The organism is Pseudoduganella sp. GW821-FHT11H04 (assembly GCF_058807935.1).
The window spans coordinates 20,094-37,361 of sequence record NZ_JBXARE010000022.1 but is presented as its reverse complement, the minus strand read 5'-3'; the positions used below and the strand labels follow the sequence as shown (position 1 = coordinate 37,361).

14 protein-coding genes are annotated in these 17,268 nt (G+C 57.8%); 2 read left to right on the top strand and 12 right to left on the bottom strand.

Features of this window, described 5'->3' with window-relative positions; genetic code table 11:
- The first annotated feature begins 382 nt into the window (after positions 1 to 382).
- Positions 383 to 1,645, top strand: coding sequence for a tyrosine-type recombinase/integrase (locus tag AC1RTP_RS27345; RefSeq protein ID WP_498611797.1), 1,263 nt, complete (start codon positions 383 to 385; stop codon positions 1,643 to 1,645).
- A gap of 86 nt (positions 1,646 to 1,731) precedes the next feature.
- Here the strand turns inward: AC1RTP_RS27345 and AC1RTP_RS27340 are convergent, their stop codons facing one another.
- Positions 1,732 to 2,610, bottom strand: coding sequence for a hypothetical protein (locus AC1RTP_RS27340; protein ID WP_498611796.1), 879 nt, complete (start codon positions 2,608 to 2,610; stop codon positions 1,732 to 1,734).
- 51 nt (positions 2,611 to 2,661) lie between these two features.
- Between AC1RTP_RS27340 and AC1RTP_RS27335 the strand changes: the two genes are divergently transcribed.
- Positions 2,662 to 3,201 (top strand): hypothetical protein, encoded by a 540-nt coding sequence (locus AC1RTP_RS27335; RefSeq protein WP_498611795.1) that lies wholly within the window; start codon positions 2,662 to 2,664, stop codon positions 3,199 to 3,201.
- Between the two features lie 627 nt (positions 3,202 to 3,828).
- Here the strand turns inward: AC1RTP_RS27335 and AC1RTP_RS27330 are convergent.
- From AC1RTP_RS27330 to AC1RTP_RS27280, 11 genes are all read right to left on the bottom strand, one after another.
- Positions 3,829 to 4,329 (bottom strand): hypothetical protein, encoded by a 501-nt coding sequence (locus AC1RTP_RS27330; protein ID WP_498611794.1) that lies wholly within the window; start codon positions 4,327 to 4,329, stop codon positions 3,829 to 3,831.
- Positions 4,326 to 4,763, bottom strand: a complete 438-nt coding sequence (locus tag AC1RTP_RS27325) for a D-Ala-D-Ala carboxypeptidase family metallohydrolase (RefSeq protein WP_498611793.1) — start codon at positions 4,761 to 4,763, stop codon at positions 4,326 to 4,328. The genes AC1RTP_RS27330 and AC1RTP_RS27325 overlap by 4 nt, the downstream gene beginning before the upstream one ends.
- Positions 4,760 to 5,140: a hypothetical protein gene (locus tag AC1RTP_RS27320; protein WP_498611792.1), complete on the bottom strand. Its 381-nt coding sequence runs from the start codon at positions 5,138 to 5,140 to the stop codon at positions 4,760 to 4,762. The genes AC1RTP_RS27325 and AC1RTP_RS27320 overlap by 4 nt, the downstream gene beginning before the upstream one ends.
- A gap of 168 nt (positions 5,141 to 5,308) precedes the next feature.
- A complete protein-coding gene (locus tag AC1RTP_RS27315; RefSeq protein ID WP_498611791.1) occupies positions 5,309 to 5,809 on the bottom strand; it encodes a hypothetical protein in 501 nt (166 codons plus the stop codon).
- On the bottom strand, positions 5,809 to 8,250 hold the full coding sequence (locus tag AC1RTP_RS27310; protein ID WP_498611790.1) for a phage head spike fiber domain-containing protein: 2,442 nt from the start codon (positions 8,248 to 8,250) through the stop codon (positions 5,809 to 5,811). The genes AC1RTP_RS27315 and AC1RTP_RS27310 overlap by 1 nt, the downstream gene beginning before the upstream one ends.
- Positions 8,247 to 8,906, bottom strand: a complete 660-nt coding sequence (locus tag AC1RTP_RS27305) for a DUF4376 domain-containing protein (protein ID WP_498611789.1) — start codon at positions 8,904 to 8,906, stop codon at positions 8,247 to 8,249. Before AC1RTP_RS27305 ends, AC1RTP_RS27310 begins: the two co-directional genes overlap by 4 nt.
- Before the next feature lie 9 nt (positions 8,907 to 8,915).
- Positions 8,916 to 9,683 carry a hypothetical protein gene (locus AC1RTP_RS27300; protein ID WP_498611788.1) on the bottom strand — a complete coding sequence of 256 codons (768 nt, stop codon included), beginning with the start codon at positions 9,681 to 9,683 and terminating at the stop codon, positions 8,916 to 8,918.
- Complete coding sequence (locus AC1RTP_RS27295; RefSeq protein WP_498611787.1) at positions 9,680 to 9,976, bottom strand: hypothetical protein; 297 nt, start codon at positions 9,974 to 9,976, stop codon at positions 9,680 to 9,682. Before AC1RTP_RS27295 ends, AC1RTP_RS27300 begins: the two co-directional genes overlap by 4 nt.
- An 11-nt stretch (positions 9,977 to 9,987) precedes the next feature.
- Complete coding sequence (locus tag AC1RTP_RS27290; protein WP_498611786.1) at positions 9,988 to 11,019, bottom strand: hypothetical protein; 1,032 nt, start codon at positions 11,017 to 11,019, stop codon at positions 9,988 to 9,990.
- Positions 11,019 to 12,482 (bottom strand): hypothetical protein, encoded by a 1,464-nt coding sequence (locus tag AC1RTP_RS27285; protein WP_498611785.1) that lies wholly within the window; start codon positions 12,480 to 12,482, stop codon positions 11,019 to 11,021. Before AC1RTP_RS27285 ends, AC1RTP_RS27290 begins: the two co-directional genes overlap by 1 nt.
- Positions 12,479 to 17,266, bottom strand: a complete 4,788-nt coding sequence (locus tag AC1RTP_RS27280; protein WP_498611784.1) for a tape measure protein — start codon at positions 17,264 to 17,266, stop codon at positions 12,479 to 12,481. The genes AC1RTP_RS27285 and AC1RTP_RS27280 overlap by 4 nt, the downstream gene beginning before the upstream one ends.
- Positions 17,267 to 17,268: the final 2 nt, after the last annotated feature.

The window sequence follows — 17,268 nt, the reverse complement described above, 5'->3', positions numbered from 1 at the left end:
TATGAAGCACTAATAGAAATTTTTTTTGCGGTCGCACCTTTTTGCTACAGGAAATCGCAATTTTGATGTCACCGCAGAATCATTGTTTGGCTCAAAAACCACAGCTTCCCTTAGCATAGTGAGTGTTGTTAATATCTGCCCCCACGCAACTGAAAGATCGTTATGAAACTAGCCACTTGCAATCTTCATTGACGTGTCACAGTGTCCCACCGCGACCCACCCATCTATTAGTACCCCTTACAGCTATTGAAGTTCCGTCTCCGCTTGTGTCAAGATATCCCGCTATATCGCACCTTTTTCGGGTAGCTAGGTGGGTAGCTGGAAATCATTGACTACCCATTCTATCTTGCATTTTAGAATTACCCCTGCACTGGAGAACAACTTGGCCAAGCTGAGCCACCTGCTCGATGATATCCAAATCCGCCACTGGATCACCAAAGGCGAAGCTGTCGCCAAATCCGATGGTGACGGGCTGACGTTTACATTATCAAACGCCGGCACGGCGTCCTGGGTGCTGCGCTATCGGTATGCCGGCCGCCGCAAGGAGGTAACTCTTGGTAACTACCCTGACCTGAGCCTGGCCGCAGCGCGCAAGTTAGCACGTGAACAACGGGTCAGCATCGACCAGGGCGGCGATCCCGCAGCAACCAAGCAAGAGAGCAAATCGCGCGCGCGCGAAGCCTGGCTCATGCGCGACCTGGTCCAAGACTACGCGGAAAAGCGGCTTGTTACAACCGAACTGGCGGAGAAGACCATCGAATACCGTCACTTGGATATTAATCAGGTGATCCTGCCCCGCCTGGGCGCCCGTGAGGTGCGGAAGATTTCCCCATCCGATGTTGTCGACATGCTCAAAAACTGCGGCCGATCATGGCTCATCTGCAAACGAATCCTCACCTGCATTAGCCAATTGTTCGACCACGCCTGCGGCCTCCAGATCATCGCCAGCAATCCTTGCACTGGTATCAAGCTGCAAGCCTTGTTTGGCAAACGACCACCGGTCAAGAAGCGCGTCATGCTGACCGAGGCCGAATTGCGCCGCTTCCTGCCAAACATCGACATCATCGGGGAAGAGAATGCACTGGCCTTGTTAATCCTCTTAGCCACCTGTGTTCGCACGAGTGAACTGATCAAAGCAGAAAAGGCCCACGTGGACCTAACAACCGACACCTGGTGGGTGCCGGATCATACCGTCAAAACACGGAATGGTTTCCTCGTGCCCCTGGTGCCCGAAGTGAAGGCGTGGTTTGCGCGACTCATTGAACTGTCAGGCGAATCGAAGTGGCTTCTGCCCACACGCGACGGGCGCCGTAACAAGCGTAACCCCGGCGACAACCACGTAGGCAACACTACATTGCTGGCTGCGATCCACCGGGCCTTCGATGGCGGCAAGCTGGACATTCAGCAGTTCACTCCGCACGATACGCGAAGCACGGCGAAGGGCCACATGCTCAACCTCGGCGTCTCGCGCGAAATTTCTGAGATTGCCCTTAACCATAAGCTGCAGGGCATGGAAGGAATCTACGACGTGCGCCAGGAGATCCCCGAGCGACGCGAGGCACTGCGGAAGTGGGCGAGCTTCCTCATCGCCTGCAAAACTGGCGCGCCTGCTCCGACCAACATTGTGCATTTACGCGCAGCCTAAAATTAACAATCAAGTCAGCATCGTAACGGCAGCCTTGGGGCACTTGACGACTACATTTGGCGGTCAGCGGAGCCGCCATGGCAAAGTCAAAAGGCCAACTTGTCGTTGTAGAACAACCTTGCAACACGGTTAACAAATCGAGCGAACACACCATCCTCTTGCACCCGACCTGGCGGCTTATAAGGCGCCAGCTCAAGACGTGCTCCGGCTGCTAGTTTGGTGATAACCACATGCTTCTTAACCGGATGATATAGGAAGTCAAACTCTCCTACGTGACCTAGGAATCGAAGTCTTTGCTCGTCTGAGATTTGCGATGTTGATGATTTCTCGCGTTCATCTGACTGAACTACCAAGAATTGATTTCCGAGCGTAATTTGTTGAGCGTCCAAGCGACCTAATCCAAAAGCAAGCGGAGGTAGAAAAGTAGCCCAGACTACAACGCCTATGCCGAACCTCACAGTTATCACTTTCGCATGCACTTCGGGCTGTTCTAAAAGAATCCAAGTAGTTCCGATCATGAACACTATGGCGCCAAGTCCCCATTTGCTTTCCCAATCTGGCAAGTAAATGAGGGTAAGAATCATGGCCCAGATCCCAAATGCCGATTTGCTATTTGCTTTTAGCCAACCGCGGAGCCCTCCTGGCCTACCGACCATACGCTTCATGTTTAAGCCATCCAATTCCGGCTGCGCATATCCCATTGCCATTCCAGCCAGTAGAAATCCACTGCCAATAAGTAAAGGGTGAATCGCCGTCCCCACCAAATCGGCGAGGCTGGCATACTGCAAGACGTTGATGCCGAACGAAGACCAAAATCCGAGTAGATATAAGATTCCAACACCAATGCTCCACGGAGCAGCCGCCAACAATATGAACTTGCAGGCAGACCAATATGGATCATTTTCTTCGGTAGGATTTTGAATATTCATCGGCCGTGTCGTCGGAAAAGTTTGTGAATCAAGCATACAATACTCGAGTTTTTGCCAATCAATATCGCAATTTTCTAGGAATAAAGTATGGATGAAGCAACCATGTTTATGGAGGGCGCGAAGCTACTCGTAACGTCAGTCATCACCGCTGTTGCCGCTGGCTTCGGCATCTCAATCCAGAGAAGCATGAAGAAAGTTGCCGAACGACAAGCCGAAACAGCCAGCCAGGCTAAGGAAATCGCCGATCAGGCAAAGGAAGTCGCGACAGCCAAATTGAATCTCGATCTGTTTGAAAAGCGATTGGTGATTTTCGAACATGCCTGGAGTCTCATCGGATGCGCGGCAGCTGGAGAGCCCTACGATATTGCCAAGCTCGGCATGCTCCAGAACAAGCTGCATGAGGCTGGATTTCTATTTGGGAAAGATATCGAGGATTACCTGTTAAATCTACGATCAAAGGCGATAGAAGAACAACAGCTACTATTCAAGCTCAACAACGAGGGCCATTACGTCGACCAATCGATTCGTGACCGGCATCGGGTGTTGAGGGAGTGGTTCTTGAAAGAATCCGAAGAGATACGAATTCCATTTCAACCATATATGAGTTTCAACAAATGGCGGGCGTAAATAGTCGGCAGTCCCAGAGCCTAGACAATGGCTTGGCCTAAGCGTGAATCACAGTACACAGCTAAACAATTTTATTGCACCTTACGGCGTTCTATCTGAAAACTACTAAGCATTTATGGACTCCCTGCATCCACATAGGATCGATTTGCAACGGCAATACTGATTAGCCACAACTGGATTGCGTGACCGCGGAAAGCGATGCAATATTGACATCGCCATGTTGGCATCAACAGAGACCTTGGAGCTATGATGAAAAAAGTCGCAACGATTTGCTTCGCCGCAGCATCGCTATTGGCTGTCGGTACCGCTTGGGCTAAATCCTACTATTGGTGTGGCGATGCTAACTGCTATAACCAGAAGACGTTCGCCAGCAGTAAAGCGTGTAACGATTACAAGAAGGCTAACGGAGGGTGGTGCCGTCCCGCAGAGGATTGACTGGGAGCTTTCTGTGCTTGTCCGCCTCAGCATTGAGTCAAGCAGGCAGCTGCACAGAGTATTTGTCGAACCCGCTCGATGACCGCCGCTCCGAATTGGCGGACGGAGGCCTGAGTATGCTGTTCGTACAGCATGCCCAGGCGCTCTGTCATTTCAGCTACTGTTGATTTCTGTTATGCAGACGTCTGCACATCATTTCAAAACTTCCTGCAGTTTCTCGTAATGTTCCTTCAGCCCAATCGCTAGTTCGCGCCAGGCACGGCAGGCTGTGGCGTTATGGGCATCGGTTTCCGCAACTTCAGCAAGCGGAATTCCGGCGGGCTCGCGGTCAGCGCTAGTGGCAGGTCCGGCAGGCTCACCTGACCAGCCGGCATTGTATGACCGCACGAAACCAAGATTAACGCCGTACTCAGCATCATCAGCCGCTGTGACATAGACTGGCACTTGCTTTTCAATTTCCTCTCCTTTCACATAGATCGTCTTGATCCGGTCGCGATACTTGACTTCAGATCGCACAACTACCTGCGCTTGCGCTGTCGCAATTGCCACTCCACGTGCGGCCTGCTCCTGGATGTAGTCAACATGCGCTGCCCCCGCAACACGCTCACCATGCAACATGCCCAGCATGTACATCGCAACGGCAATTCCTGCAAGGGCAATCCAGCGGGCCGGCGCCGGCAGAATACTGGTCATACGATCCCCTCCGTGTAGGAAACCCGACCGTCAGCGAATCGTGCAGTGAGGGTCTGGCTTCGCGGTGCGCCGCGAGACAAGCCGATGTGCACCCAGTCGCCCTCGTAGATTAGCTGGTCGAATTGAACGCCGGCGGCCATAATCGCAACCGCCAAGTCTTTCGGGGACAGCCCAGGTGCTGTGATGTCCGCAGCCAGGCCATTCATATGCGCGCTGCTTGGCGAACCACCGACTGCACGGTTTAATGCCGCGCAGCGGTATCCACTGGAAACGCGAATCGGAAGCCCAACTGCGGCCCTCACCTGCTCCAACAGCGCGGCAACGCGTCGCAAATTGGCCAGGACTGCGAGCGAAGGCGAGTTATCGATCCCTCGCTGCTCCGCCGTCTTGGATGCGGTCAGTTCTTCCAGCGTGAAATGCGCGCTCAGGTTCACAGCGCACCCTTCACTTCTTTGGCAATCTCGACCAGGTCGGCGTCCCGACGCTTATCGAGGTAGATAAACAGTGCACGGACCAACGCCCAAGCCGGCAAGCCGCAAGCAAACGACAGAGCCAGCATCGCAACGATACCGAACAGATCTTGCGCCCAGTTCTGAATGCCCAGATAGCGCACCAGCGCCGCCCCACCGCCAATGGAACCGACCAGCGTGCTCACCAGGGCCACGCGCCATTCCTGATCAGATTTTGGCTTGGTCATTGCCATGACAACGAAGGCAGCGAGACCGGCGCCAATAGCGCCCATGCCGCCCAGGCCAGCAATGATCTTCCAGCCTGCGACGCCGGCAGCCGTGCCTGAAATCGGTTCGCTCATTGAGTTTTCTTTCATAGTCAGTAGTCTCCGGCGGGGGATTCCCTCTCTCGCATTTCGAGCACCGGGAGCGCACAGTGTCTCGCTCTCGTTGTCTCATTTCTAGGGAAATTGAGACTATTTTGAAACGTTACGGGCCGTGCGCTCGCGAAACGAGATCCCGCTGTGAAATTAGACGTAGACCACGGACGACTTCGGGAGATCGCACATATGCAGGTCAATCGGGCGCACGCGCTTCATCACCGCAGGATCAAACAAGCGTGTACCACCGGCCATGGCGATCGCGAACACCAGGTCGGAGCACCACCAGGAACCGGCATCCGACCAATCCTCCGAATAGGTGAGCGGAATACCGAGCGCACCGAACCAGTCGTAGCCCTTCCCTACTTGGGCCTCTGCAAACCGGATAGCACCGCCAAGATCCGGTACCCAAACCTTCATGTCGCGGAAGACGACAATGCCGGCCATAAGCACTTGAACTGCGCCAGCGCGGCAGCCATGCGTCATCGATGCCTCATACGCCCTGCCACCTATGATCGCGATGGCATGGCTGAACTGGCGGGAGCCAGACAATACGCCGACGGCCAGGCTAATAGGGTTGTAGGGCCAGCGGCTGGTCAGGCGAACCGTGACGTAGCCGCCTTTTCCCTCGCTTCGAATCTGATCAAGCATCAAATCTCCTCAACTTGAATGGTGGTGGAATAAGCCAACGCAAACTGAGGCGCAACCCCTGAATCCTTAGGGCGGCGGCCATAGACCATGTTGTCCCGCTCAAGCGCCAGGTCCGCTACTCCTGGGTACACACTAACCAGGATTGGATAGGCGCGACTATTTCGAACGATGTTGACAAACGTCGTTCGATCAGCGGCAGGCATGAGCGATAAGTCGATCGGTAAGCTGCGGTAGGTATAGCCGGCCTCGGCACCCTGGCCGCCCGCGTCGTTGCGGTACAGCTGCGTGGTATCGACAATGGTGGGTGCAGCATTCGACGCGTTGTACTTGGGTGACCAGTAAGGGCCGGCCACCAAACAGGCGGCCTCGACATAGCCCTGCAAGTTGCTCGCATCCGCGATATCAACTGCCATGCCCACCGCCTGTTGGTTCGACGGGAGCCAGTGCCTGGCATAGGCCCCGCCACCAAATGCATAGGCACTCGCCGCCTGGGCAGCGGTCCATCCACGCAACGACACAGCCGGCGCCGGGCAGGCGGGGATGACACCGCTGTCGTAGTCATAGCTCTGCCAGCTGTCGATGTAGCCAAGCGGGCGTACTCCGTTAGCTATGGTGTAAGCATCAGCCGCGCGGGAGGCCACCGCGTTAGTGGTGGGGATGTACGAAGTTGGAAAAGTCCCATTCTCTACCTGCACACGAGTCGCGAGGACTGACTTACCAACTACGGTGGATGCTGAAGTCCCTGGGTAGAGGAAGACGGCAGCCGTCCCACTTGCGTTATAAACCCTGGAGATCTGCACTACCGTGTCGTCCGTCGCCGTCAGCCCGGTGATCGTGTAGGCGCCTCCAACAAACTTTGTAAGCACCCCTGGGCCTTCAATCATGGCGCACCATGCGTCGGTGTTGGCGCCCCAGCTCAGGTTCGCAGAATCATACAAGCCAAGTGTCAACTGGCTATCGCTTCCCGCCCTCAGCGCCATGGTCAGGGTGAGGGTTTGACCCGCAGTGACGGCACCGATAGCCACACCCCGGTACTCATTCGCGCTGGCAAGAACCTTACTAACCGTCTGATATGTTTCCATGCCTCGAAACTTGAGACCAGACGCCGCCACCGAGCAGCCGGACCAGCCTGTCGTGAGGGTTCCCGATGCCGTCGCGAGATTCGTTGCGGACACTTCCAGTAGCAGCTTGGGAGGCTCAGACAGATTGGCCGGGTTGTATTGGTAGCGCGCTACGTTAGCAGCGGCGACCTTGAGGAGGCTGTCGCTGCCAACGTATGTAGCGGTGCTCGCGCGCGACCCGAAAGTTTCATTTGTTGGGTAATACGAAGAAGGCGTCAAGGTCAAGTCCACCTGCTTGGCGCTGATGTTATCGAACAGGCCGTAGGCGTTGGCAGTGGTCGTAGCAAGCACCACGGACACATAGCTCATATTACCCGTGGCCTTGAAGAAGAACTCCAGCCGCCCCGAATCAGGTCGCGTTGCAACGCCCAGCTCAGCACCTCCTGCGGTCACTCCTGCACGAATCTGATTCCAGGTGGTGTTCCCTTTGGTGACGTCACAGGACACCAAGTAAGTTTTTCCCGCTACGGTCGGAATTGGCTGGGAAGCGATTCCCCCTGAGACGCCTGCCGCAGAGTTTGTCAATGTTACGATCCCGGCGTTCGCGATAAAGGCAGCTCCGTTCAAGACGGTCCAGTTCGATGCATCAACATTGAACGCCCCATTCACGACTAACTCTGCTCCGGAGGTGTATGGCGCTTTCTCCATCATCCAGCCCCAGGTCGCTAAATCATCAGCACCGACGACAGGCGTGTAGAAACGCAAATTTTGACTGGCTGATGTATCCGTGATCGTCGCCGCCATCCATTTTCTGGTGAACCCATTTGGTGTTTGGGTAGCCGTCGATTGAACTGGCCCTGGATTCGCCCCCGTCCAGTTGCTCGGATTCAGAGCCTGACCTGCACCAACCAGCGGAGTGACTGTCTTTTGAAACCACGAAATGATCAGCACAGTGCCATCGCTGAAGGTGTTCGCTTGAAGGGTGATCTGCCACCGATCAGTGGTAACGTCGGGATTCGGCACGACAGCGCTAGACGATCCGTCTGGGGCAAGGACATATCGCACGGTTCCAGGTGCGGAGCCCCAGTTCTCAAACTGCCCACTGCGATAGGGCAGCAGATTCGTTGCCGGCGCCTCGTTGGTCAAACGCACACGCATTGTCGCTGTAGGCGACAGGTTGCAGAACGGAAGTGCAACAGCACCAATCGATTCCGCAGCAGACCATGTCGCAGATAGCTTTGCGGCCAACCCGCTCGCGCGCCACACGTTGGACTTGTCATCCAATTGCAGATTGGATACTGCCAGCACGCCGGCGGTACTCGATGCAGCAAGCACCGCGCGGCTCGCGGCGTTGTCGTAGAGGATACGCATATTGCTCATGCCGGCCACCTGATCGCGTTCACTGCTTCAATCGTTTCAGCCTGGTTGATCGCCACACGGAGAGTCCGTCCAATCGCATACAGGCCTGAAACGAACTCGCCCAACGCCACTCCCAGGGCAATGGCCTGGTCCGCGTCGAGCTGCCGTGTCGTATTGTCGGTTAATGTCCACGTCTCGCTATAGGCAGCTCCGCTAGCTTTGGCAAGGACCGCCAACTGCACTGCGCCATTAATGCGCATGATGTCGGCCTGATAGCTGCCGCTGTCGTAGATAAAGTTGCCTTGTTCCGCCAGGGCGCGCGCTGCTTTGACTGCCGACCAAGCGCGGTCTTTCGCGGCTTGTAGCGTTCCACTTTGATCGGACACGATGACGCCACCATAGAAGTCATTAGGCTTTTCTCCACCATCATTGCCGATTAGCAGGCGCTCCAGCGCGGCAGGCATGCCGTCTTCATTCATCGAAATTGCCCCCAACGGGAAAACCATGTCGTTGAACGCGCAGGCATGTGGCTTCCCCTGCAGGAACGTTTCCTCGCTCGGGTAACTGCGAACCTGCAGCTGGATCACGCCAAGCTGAATATCGATGCTGGCGGAGCGCAGAACGTGGTAAGTGACGCCGACACCGTTTGGCGCCAGGAAGTCTTTGAGAATCGGCATATGCCCCTTTCAGTCGTAAATGTAGCGATCGATTAGAAAAATCGTGAGGTTGTTCGGATTGCTCGCGTAGGTATGGCTATAGCTATTGTTTGGTGGGCTGCCATCGTCCCAGTCGTAATAGTCACGCAGCATGACGGCCTGCAAGCTACCGCCATAAGACCGGTAAAACATGGAACACCTTTCGGTGCCGAATCCACTGAAGCGAACTCCCCATTCCGTGTACCGGGTGTAACCCTGCGGACAGATTGCTGGCGCGGCAGGCATTCCCTTGGGTGGGGCACCGATGTTCGTCACTACCGCTGAGCTCTTATGGCCGGCATCATCATGGCTAACGTTCAAGTTGACGCCGCCATAGATGTACGAGAGGTTGAGGTGATCATTCCCGCTGTCGTAAGTCACGCTCCCGTCCGCGCGCATCGCGCGAATCCCCCAGGACGCGTTTGACTTCGTCACGTAGTCCAATGCAAAGAAATACAACACTGGCGCTGCAAATGACGCGCCAGCCTTGTACATCACACTGCCCCCGTTGGAATATGCATCCTGGCCCGACGATGGCAAAGAGTGACAGGTCATATGTGGTCTGGACAAAATAGCCGCAGGAATCTCAAACTGGTACTCCCGCATGATCCAGCCAGGTTGGGTGCCATCGGCTTCCAACACATCAATAAAGGGATAGCCCGCCAGGTCCATGCGACCAATAAGCTGGGGAACAATGTGGCGGGTATCAATCTGGCGAAATCCCGCCGCGGTGTTGAACCGAATCCCGAAATCACTCATCGCGCAAAAACTCCAAGAACTGTATCGAAGGCACCAGCCGGCCAAGTGCGCCAGTCAGGTATTGGATAACCTTGCGCCTCAACGTAGGGATAGCCGCTCGCATCCCGACCGGTGACAATCTGGTGATAACCGCCTTTCACGACGATGCAGAAAATATTCATCGTTCCCAAATCAGTGAACGTACGACGAATGTACGTCGTACCAAAAGTGACCAGTTCAACGAATACCCCCCCTTCGCCGTCTGGAGCCAATACCGCTTTGCCATTCTTGAATGTCTTAATTCCGTAAGCCATGACTGGAACTCCTATGGATCAAGACGACCGATCTGAACAACCTGGTTGTTGCTGTCGTCGTAGATCCGCTGCTGGTTGTTTTCGATCTCCATGCGTCCGCCCCAAGTAGCCGTACGCAGCAGGCCAATCACGGCGCTCAAAGCAGACAGATTCGCGATGCTCGCGGTATCAATCTGCGCTAAGCCAATCGCTGCAGCCTGGATAAAGGTGGAGATATTGGCCTTAGTGAGCTGTCCGGACAGGTTGGTGCCGATGACAGCGCCTACCGTGGCGTTATCAGCGGGCCGGCCTGCCCCCTTCACATCGCTCCATTGCTGCTCGCTGTTCAGCGTGCCAGGCGCCGCATAAGAGGCAGGAAGTGCCGTTCCAGCACCCAGGATGACATTACCTAATGAATCCTTGATCGCCAGGCCGCGCGTATCGATGGCCTCAGGCAGGATCGATCCCTTGACGAAGACATTGCCGTTGTAAACGTAGTTCACGGTCACCCAGGCTGCACCGTCGTACATCTTCTGTGCACCGAACGTGCGGTCTGCCTTGTACAGCGTGACCAGGTCGCGCGCTTTTGGTGCACCGTAGCCAGCTGCTACCAGCGCGGCCGCAGCCTCAGTGTCCGACCAGACTGACCCAGTGGTGACTGCCGCAATATCAACGTTTCCTCGCGCACCAGCAGCGCCTGGTGCGCCATTAGCTCCATCAGCCACCTTGGTCAAGGTAGCAGTCTGGGTGTACTGCGCGTTCTCTACCGTCAAGGTTGCGGTGACCGTTCCAGAGACCGCCGAGAAGTTCGCATAAGTGACGGTGACCTCGTTGCCGACGACGATCAGCGAAATCCCAGCACTACTGGTGAAAGTGACGGTGCCGGACATATTGAGCAACGTCGCCTTAAAGGTGAACGATGCCGGCGACGCGCTCTGGCCGTCAGCCGCGACCTTGAACACGGCGGACGACGGCGTGAGGAACATCCCGCGATCTGTCGGCGGCGCGTAGCGCGGGATCGTCGCCATGATCAGCACCGTGCGGTCGTTGACGAACGCCGCCATTAGACGGTTACCTCCAAAGTAGAACGAAGTGTGTCCCAATCCGTCGCGCGCGAAGTCAGCAGGCCGACCTTGCCCGCAGCCAGGCCAAAACGTCTGCTGAAGAGCTTGACAGCCTGCCCCAGCTCGAGGAGCAGAAGCGACGGCACTGCGTCGAAGCGGTAGGTGGTTCGCGGCACCTTGACGATCACCAGGCGCCGGTTCGCCTCGGCCTGCGCATCGGCTTTGCGCAGCAGGCAGGTATCGATCTGTACCGGCTCAGCATCGAGCTTGTATGTCGCCTGCACGCCCGCATCGACGGCCGTCACGGACAGCCATTGCTGCGCATACAGCGCCTTGTGCGCATCGGGTAGCGAGGTCTGCAATTTATCCTGTGGGGTCCAATTCCTGCAGTAGCCCACCTTGACCGACGCGGCAACCTCCGTACGCCTCACGATCATGATGCTGCGGTCCAGCTGCTGCGATGGCCGGATCTCGGTCACCGCAGCAGCGGGAATCGCGAACTGAATCAGCCGCAGCTTGCCGGACATTGACGGCACCAGCTGAGCGCCGACGCTGCCAGCCAGTTGTTGGCAGGCCACCAGGACGTTCGTGCGCTCGGTCAGCCACAGACCGACAGGCTGCGGGTTTGCTGCATCGAAGGCGGCCAGCTGCGCTGCATCGAGATCCGCGGCGGTGAACCTGGTCGTCGCTTTCCCTCGCTGTGTCACTAGGTACTGCACCAATTGCCCGACCGTATTGACGTAGTTACCGTTGTACTTCACGCCCTGGGCATCGCATGTAACGACGCCCGGCCCAACGGCTTCGTTGAAAACCAAACGACCCGTGCCAGTCGATATCGTGACGGCACCTCGCGGCTTGCCGTCCGTCCGTACTTCAGCAACGGCCTCATTCACCCCGTCACCAAAGGCGTATTCCAGGGTGACCGGATTAGTCGGAACTGGGCTGATGTTGTGGCATTCGCCCAGCAGGACCGGCGCCAGCGCATCAGGGTTAGTGGCATTGCCGCCGATCTTGACATCGGTTACCGGGGTGTTCAGGCGCTCAAGCTTGTTAACCAATCGCAGGCTCAAGCGGTCACGCGACTTACAACTGATATCCACGACCACGCCGCTGAACACCTGGCGAAAATCGGCCCGATCCCAGCGTACGTCGCCAACGAACACGTTCACTGGCTGATTGACCCAAATGTCGTCCAACCAGGCGTCGCGCGCACCGTCGGCATTGTTGATTTCAATGTCGCCTGCCGACAGGGTTGCTGCCGAATCAAGAGAAATCGATTCCGTTACCTTCAGGCCAACCGAAATGACCGCCTGGTACGGCGTGTTAGCCGAGGCAATGTAGGCCTTGTTTGATAAGTACCGCGTGATATCGACTCCGCCGCTTTTGACTCCGACCTCAAACAGCTGTACACGCTGCGCACCACAATCCCCAAGCCAATCCAAAAACTGCGCATCTGTGATCAAGATAGCGCCCTCGCCGAGTTTGCCTCGATATACGCCGCTTCGGTAACGGCGTGGCGCACGCCATCCACGACCGTTTCGGCGGCTTGTTGCGCCGTTCCGGCGCCTGCCGTAATCAGGTCGCCGGTCTGCCTTTGCTGGTCAGCACGCAAGCCCTTCAGCTCAGCGGCCATCGCCTCGTTCGAAGCACGCAAGGCCTTGATCTCGTCCACCAGCGCGATCATGTTGCTCGTTCCGACGTTCGAAAAATTGATCCCGGCGCCGAGCTGTGCAGACGTCTGCACATTCACGCCTACCGGCGCGGTTGGTAGGCGCTGCGCGCCCTGGGCAATCGACGTCAAGGTCGCGCTGATGTCCGCCAGGGTAGCCGAGGAATCATTCAAAGCGTTGAGGCTCGCCCTGGCCACGTCGACGGAATCAATGGCCCATTGCGCCATCTCATCGTTGGTGCGCATCACCGTCGCCAGGTCGGACGAATACTTCGCATCACTACCGTTGATCTTCTGTGACAGCTGCAGGAAGGTCTGCTCGACCGCGCTGAGCTTGCCCTGCGCGTCCGCGTTACCAGCAGCGGCCAGCTGGCGGGTTTGTTCGAACTGGCGGCGCGCCTCCGCGTACTGCTGTTCCGGCGTGAGCGTCGATAGTCCGCCGAGGGCCAGACTGCCATTCAGGCCGGCGGTCGTCGAAGCAAACGACTGCATCTGGCTCATGAAGCTGCTCAGGCTGGATTTGGCGGCATCTTGGGCATCGCGCACCTTCTGCGCGGCCTGCACCTGGTCGAACAACGAGCGATTGCTCTGATCGAGCGCATCACGCTGCTTCTTGAGGAGTTGCGCCTGCGTCATCGTCAGCTGATCCAACTGGCCGCGCAAGTCCTTGCGCTCGTCGGCGATGTCCTGGGCCGACCGGGTGACGTCCTTGATCGCTTCGTGTGTGGCGGCAAAGGCGCCTTCCAGGTTCATCAGCGCGGCGTAGGTATTCCTGCCAGCTTCGGTGGTCAGGTCCAGGCCCTGCACCACGCCAGCAAACTGTTCGCGCGACTTGACCCAGCCCAGGTTCATGCTCTCGAGCTGCTGGGCCACGAACGCTTCCACAGGCGCCAGCTGCTGCGCCTTGGTCAGGAAATTCTGGGCATAGTCCGCCGTTTTCGACTGGAACTGGTCGACGCCGCCCATAAGCGCGATCAGCCCCTCTCGCGCCGCAATCGAACCGGTACCAACGCTGCCAAACGTCTTGCCGATAGACTGCAACGAGGCGTCGATCTTGGTGTAGTCGGCGGCGACACGCACCAGGGTTTCCAGATAGCCTTCGCCCACCTGCTGGAATTGCTGCAGGCCGCCAACGGCATAGGAGGCCATCTGGTCGCCCAGCTTGGAAAACACCGACTCCAGAGTCTTCTGGATTTGTTCCCCGCTCATTCCTTTCAGGCTGATGCGGCCAATGTCGATGACGAAGCCATCGAGGCGCTGCGTGAAGTCGTCGCCTGCAACGCCCAGCAACTGGCCAGCCTGGTTAACACCGTCGGCGAGCGATTTGATGATCGTGCCAAATTGCTGGTTAGCCTGGGCACCAAGGCCGCTCAACTGCTCGCTGTGTTTATCGCGGCTGAACCAGCCGCCGGAGGTCTTGATGTCGGCATATGACTGCGCATTGACCTTGCCAGCCAGCGCCGCCGCGAGCGACGTGCGGTCCATGGTGAAGCCGGAATCCTCCAGGGTTTGCTTGCCGCCGAACAGCGAAGTCATCATCTTGCCAATCACCGGGATCTTGTTCGCGACTGCCGTCACAAGCGCACCCGCAGCAATGTCTCCAAGACCGGCTTTGACCACGCCGGTTTTGCCACTATCCAGGCTCACGCTCGGATTGCTGATGTCCGTGCTGCGTACCAGCTCGCTGGCAAAACTGGTAATGTTCGACTCAATCGTCCGCAGCGTGTTCAGCAGTCCGGCCAAGTAGTCGATCTGCGTGGAAGAGTTCGATGCAGTTAGCTCGATCGCCTTGTTCAACGAATCCGACTTGGCGCTCCCGCTTCCCAGCACGGTGCCGGTTCCCTGTGCGGCCTGGCGCTGCTCCGACACGCTCACGCTTCCGCCACCCATACCACCCGTGATCTTGGCACCAATCGCCACGACGGCGGCTAGCGTTGCCGCACCGGCGACCAGGTTGTAGGGAAATGGCAGGGAGGCCATCGCCTTCACGACGGCGGTAACGCCCCACGCACTGGCTTCGGTTGCGGCAAGCCCGGTCGAGGCGGCCGTGGTCGTTGCTTCGCCAGTCAGTTTGGTCGCGTTCAGCGCAGTGTGGGCGGCAACTTCCCCCTCCTTGAAGAAGATCTTCCTCGCCATCGACTCCAGCGCCATTGCCATCTCGGTCGCGCGATAGGCCTTCTCCACGCCTTCGAGCACCTTATAGCCCTTCGAATTTTCGGAGAAGAACCCCTTCGCGGCGCCTGCCATGTCGCCGTAGGACTTCATTTGCGCCTGGGCCGATTGCTGGGCCGCGACGGCATTGGCGCGCTGGATCTTCGTCTGGTCGCCGCCGGCATCCTTGGTGGCAGCGGCCAGTTGCGCTGCGATCGCCGCCTGGGTGCGACCATAGCCACTAAGCGCCGTCGTTAAGCCGCCGATGGCCGAGCCCACGCGGCCAAACGAATCGGCCATGCCCTGCGCCGCTGACCGCGCCGATTCGTCCAACGCGCTCATGATCTCCAGGACCGTACGCGCCCTGTCCAGGTCGACGTTGCTGGAGGCACCCTTCAGACGGTTTGCATACCAGGTATCAAATTCTGTCTGCAACTGTTTCTGCGCCGCGGTACCCTCGCCGGCCAGGCGAACGCGCTCGCGCCAGGTGTCGGCCTCGATGTTGAGCAGTGCTTGCTCGCGAGCCCGTGGATCGGAAATCGATTCGGCAGCGGCCCGCTTGTTTTCTGAGGCCAGCTGGGCCGCATAGCCAAGCGCTTTTGATTGCGCCATAGTGGCTTGCTCCACCGCGACGCGCATGTCTTTCTCTGCACGCAATTGCGCTTCCACGTCCCCGCCAATCACGAGGCCCTTGCGGCGTTCGTCAGCCAGGAATCGCTCCAACTCCGCTTCAGCCTTGACCGCGACCATGGCGATTTCGCGCGCATCGGCGCTCTTGCCATACAGCGCGTATTCAGCCGCCAGGGCTGCACTCGACGCATTGCGCGCCTGCGCGCTCTGCTGCATTAGCGTCAGTCCTGCCTTTTCACCCTGGTGCGCCTTGATCAGCGCTTCTGTGGCCGCAAGTTCGGCAAGCTTAGCGCGTACGGACGTCAGCTGCGTCTGGGACAGCCTGAGTTTGCCAGAGGCGAGCTCTTGATCCAGCTTGACTTGCAGCTTCTGGCTCTCGGCCAGCGCCTCATCCGACGCAAGTTCAAGCCTGTTCTGGGCGATCTTTTCGCCGATCGACTTGGTCATCTCGGCGTATGCCTTGGCGCCCTCATCCATGGCGGCAAAGTGCTTTCGAACGCGCGCTTCGTCGGCCGAAGTGAACGTGGCGCCGAGCTCGCTTTTCAGTTTCTTGAGCTCTTCGGCCAGTTGCTCGGGTGCAGCGGCGTACTTCTTCATCGCGTCGTTGTGCTTGCGGGCAGCCTCAGCCGCCTGCTCAGCGGCACTCAGGACCGTCTTGTACTGCGCCAGGTCATCACGACCGCTTGCCTTCTTCGCCGCAGCTTCTTCCGCCGCGGCTTTTTGCGCCTTGGCCGACGCGCCGAGGATCGCCTCCGATTTGGCGTCGACTTCCTTGCGAGCCTGTTCGGCTTCTTCCTTCATCGTTTGGCCGATTCGCCTGGCAAGGCCGAGGTCTCCCTGCGCGACAGCCATGGCCTGGGCGGCCAGGCCGCCGAGCTCCAGGCCAACCGATTTCATCACGTAGGCGACGTTGACGCCTAGTATTGCCACCGTCTCAAAGACGGTTGTCATGGCCACGTGCAGCCCGCTGGCTTCCTTGACGGCCTCGCCTTCCTTTTTGGCAGAGCCGGCCACCGCATCCAGGATGGCGTTCAGGTCCGCCAGCGCGCTTGCGCTCGCGTTCACACTGGAGGCCATCGCGTTGCCAATCCCATTCTGGGCAATCGTGCGCATGGTGCTTTCCCATGCATCGCCCAGGTTGTTAACCGCGCCGTCAAGTGTCGCAGCACGAAGCTCCATGGCGCCACCGAAGTTCTTCTCGCCGATGCCCTGCAAGTAGCCCTCGATCTCCTTGGCGCTGCTGCCAACGGTCTTCGTGACGCCCTGGAAAGTGAATGCGACGTCGTCACCGTTCTTCTTGGCCTTGATCCCGAATTCCTTCAGGCGTTCAAACTCGCCCGTAGCCGCGTCCGCCACCGCCTCGACCATCTGGTCCAGACCTTTGCCCATCGCCGCCGCGGTATTGCCATAAGAGCGCAGCGCCTTCTCGGACGGGTCCAGGCCCAGGTTACGCATCTTGATGAACGCTTCCGTGGATTCCTTAAGGCTATACGGCGTGGTGGCCGCAAATGCCTGCAAGGCCTTGAAGGCCTGCCCGGCATTGGTGACCGAGCCGGTGGCAGTGATGAGCGATGCATTGGTCTTGTCGAATTCACGTTGCGCACTCATCACCTGTTCGGCAAGGGCACCAATGCTCAGGCCAACGCCAGCAAAGGCGGCAAGCTCCTTGACCGAGGTCTTGGCATGGCCGGAGAGTTCATCGAGCGAACCACCGATTGCTCCGATCTGACGTTGCGCAACCTGTGCACCATCGACCACAAAGCTGATGATGGCGCCTGCACCTGGTGTGTATGACATCT

What these genes read in the sequence shown, in the direction of transcription:
- AC1RTP_RS27335 (WP_498611795.1), top strand. Translation starts at nt 2,662, where the DNA reads ATGGATGAAGCAACCATGTTTATGGAGGGCGCGAAGCTACTCGTAACG.
- AC1RTP_RS27280 (WP_498611784.1), bottom strand. Translation starts at nt 17,266, where the DNA reads ATGTCATACACACCAGGTGCAGGCGCCATCATCAGCTTTGTGGTCGAT.
- AC1RTP_RS27340 (WP_498611796.1), bottom strand. Translation starts at nt 2,610, where the DNA reads ATGCTTGATTCACAAACTTTTCCGACGACACGGCCGATGAATATTCAA.
- AC1RTP_RS27320 (WP_498611792.1), bottom strand. Translation starts at nt 5,140, where the DNA reads ATGAGCGAACCGATTTCAGGCACGGCTGCCGGCGTCGCAGGCTGGAAG.
- AC1RTP_RS27330 (WP_498611794.1), bottom strand. Translation starts at nt 4,329, where the DNA reads ATGACCAGTATTCTGCCGGCGCCGGCCCGCTGGATTGCCCTTGCAGGA.
- AC1RTP_RS27295 (WP_498611787.1), bottom strand. Translation starts at nt 9,976, where the DNA reads ATGGCTTACGGAATTAAGACATTCAAGAATGGCAAAGCGGTATTGGCT.
- AC1RTP_RS27315 (WP_498611791.1), bottom strand. Translation starts at nt 5,809, where the DNA reads ATGCTTGATCAGATTCGAAGCGAGGGAAAAGGCGGCTACGTCACGGTT.
- AC1RTP_RS27290 (WP_498611786.1), bottom strand. Translation starts at nt 11,019, where the DNA reads ATGGCGGCGTTCGTCAACGACCGCACGGTGCTGATCATGGCGACGATC.
- AC1RTP_RS27305 (WP_498611789.1), bottom strand. Translation starts at nt 8,906, where the DNA reads ATGCCGATTCTCAAAGACTTCCTGGCGCCAAACGGTGTCGGCGTCACT.
- AC1RTP_RS27310 (WP_498611790.1), bottom strand. Translation starts at nt 8,250, where the DNA reads ATGAGCAATATGCGTATCCTCTACGACAACGCCGCGAGCCGCGCGGTG.
- AC1RTP_RS27300 (WP_498611788.1), bottom strand. Translation starts at nt 9,683, where the DNA reads ATGAGTGATTTCGGGATTCGGTTCAACACCGCGGCGGGATTTCGCCAG.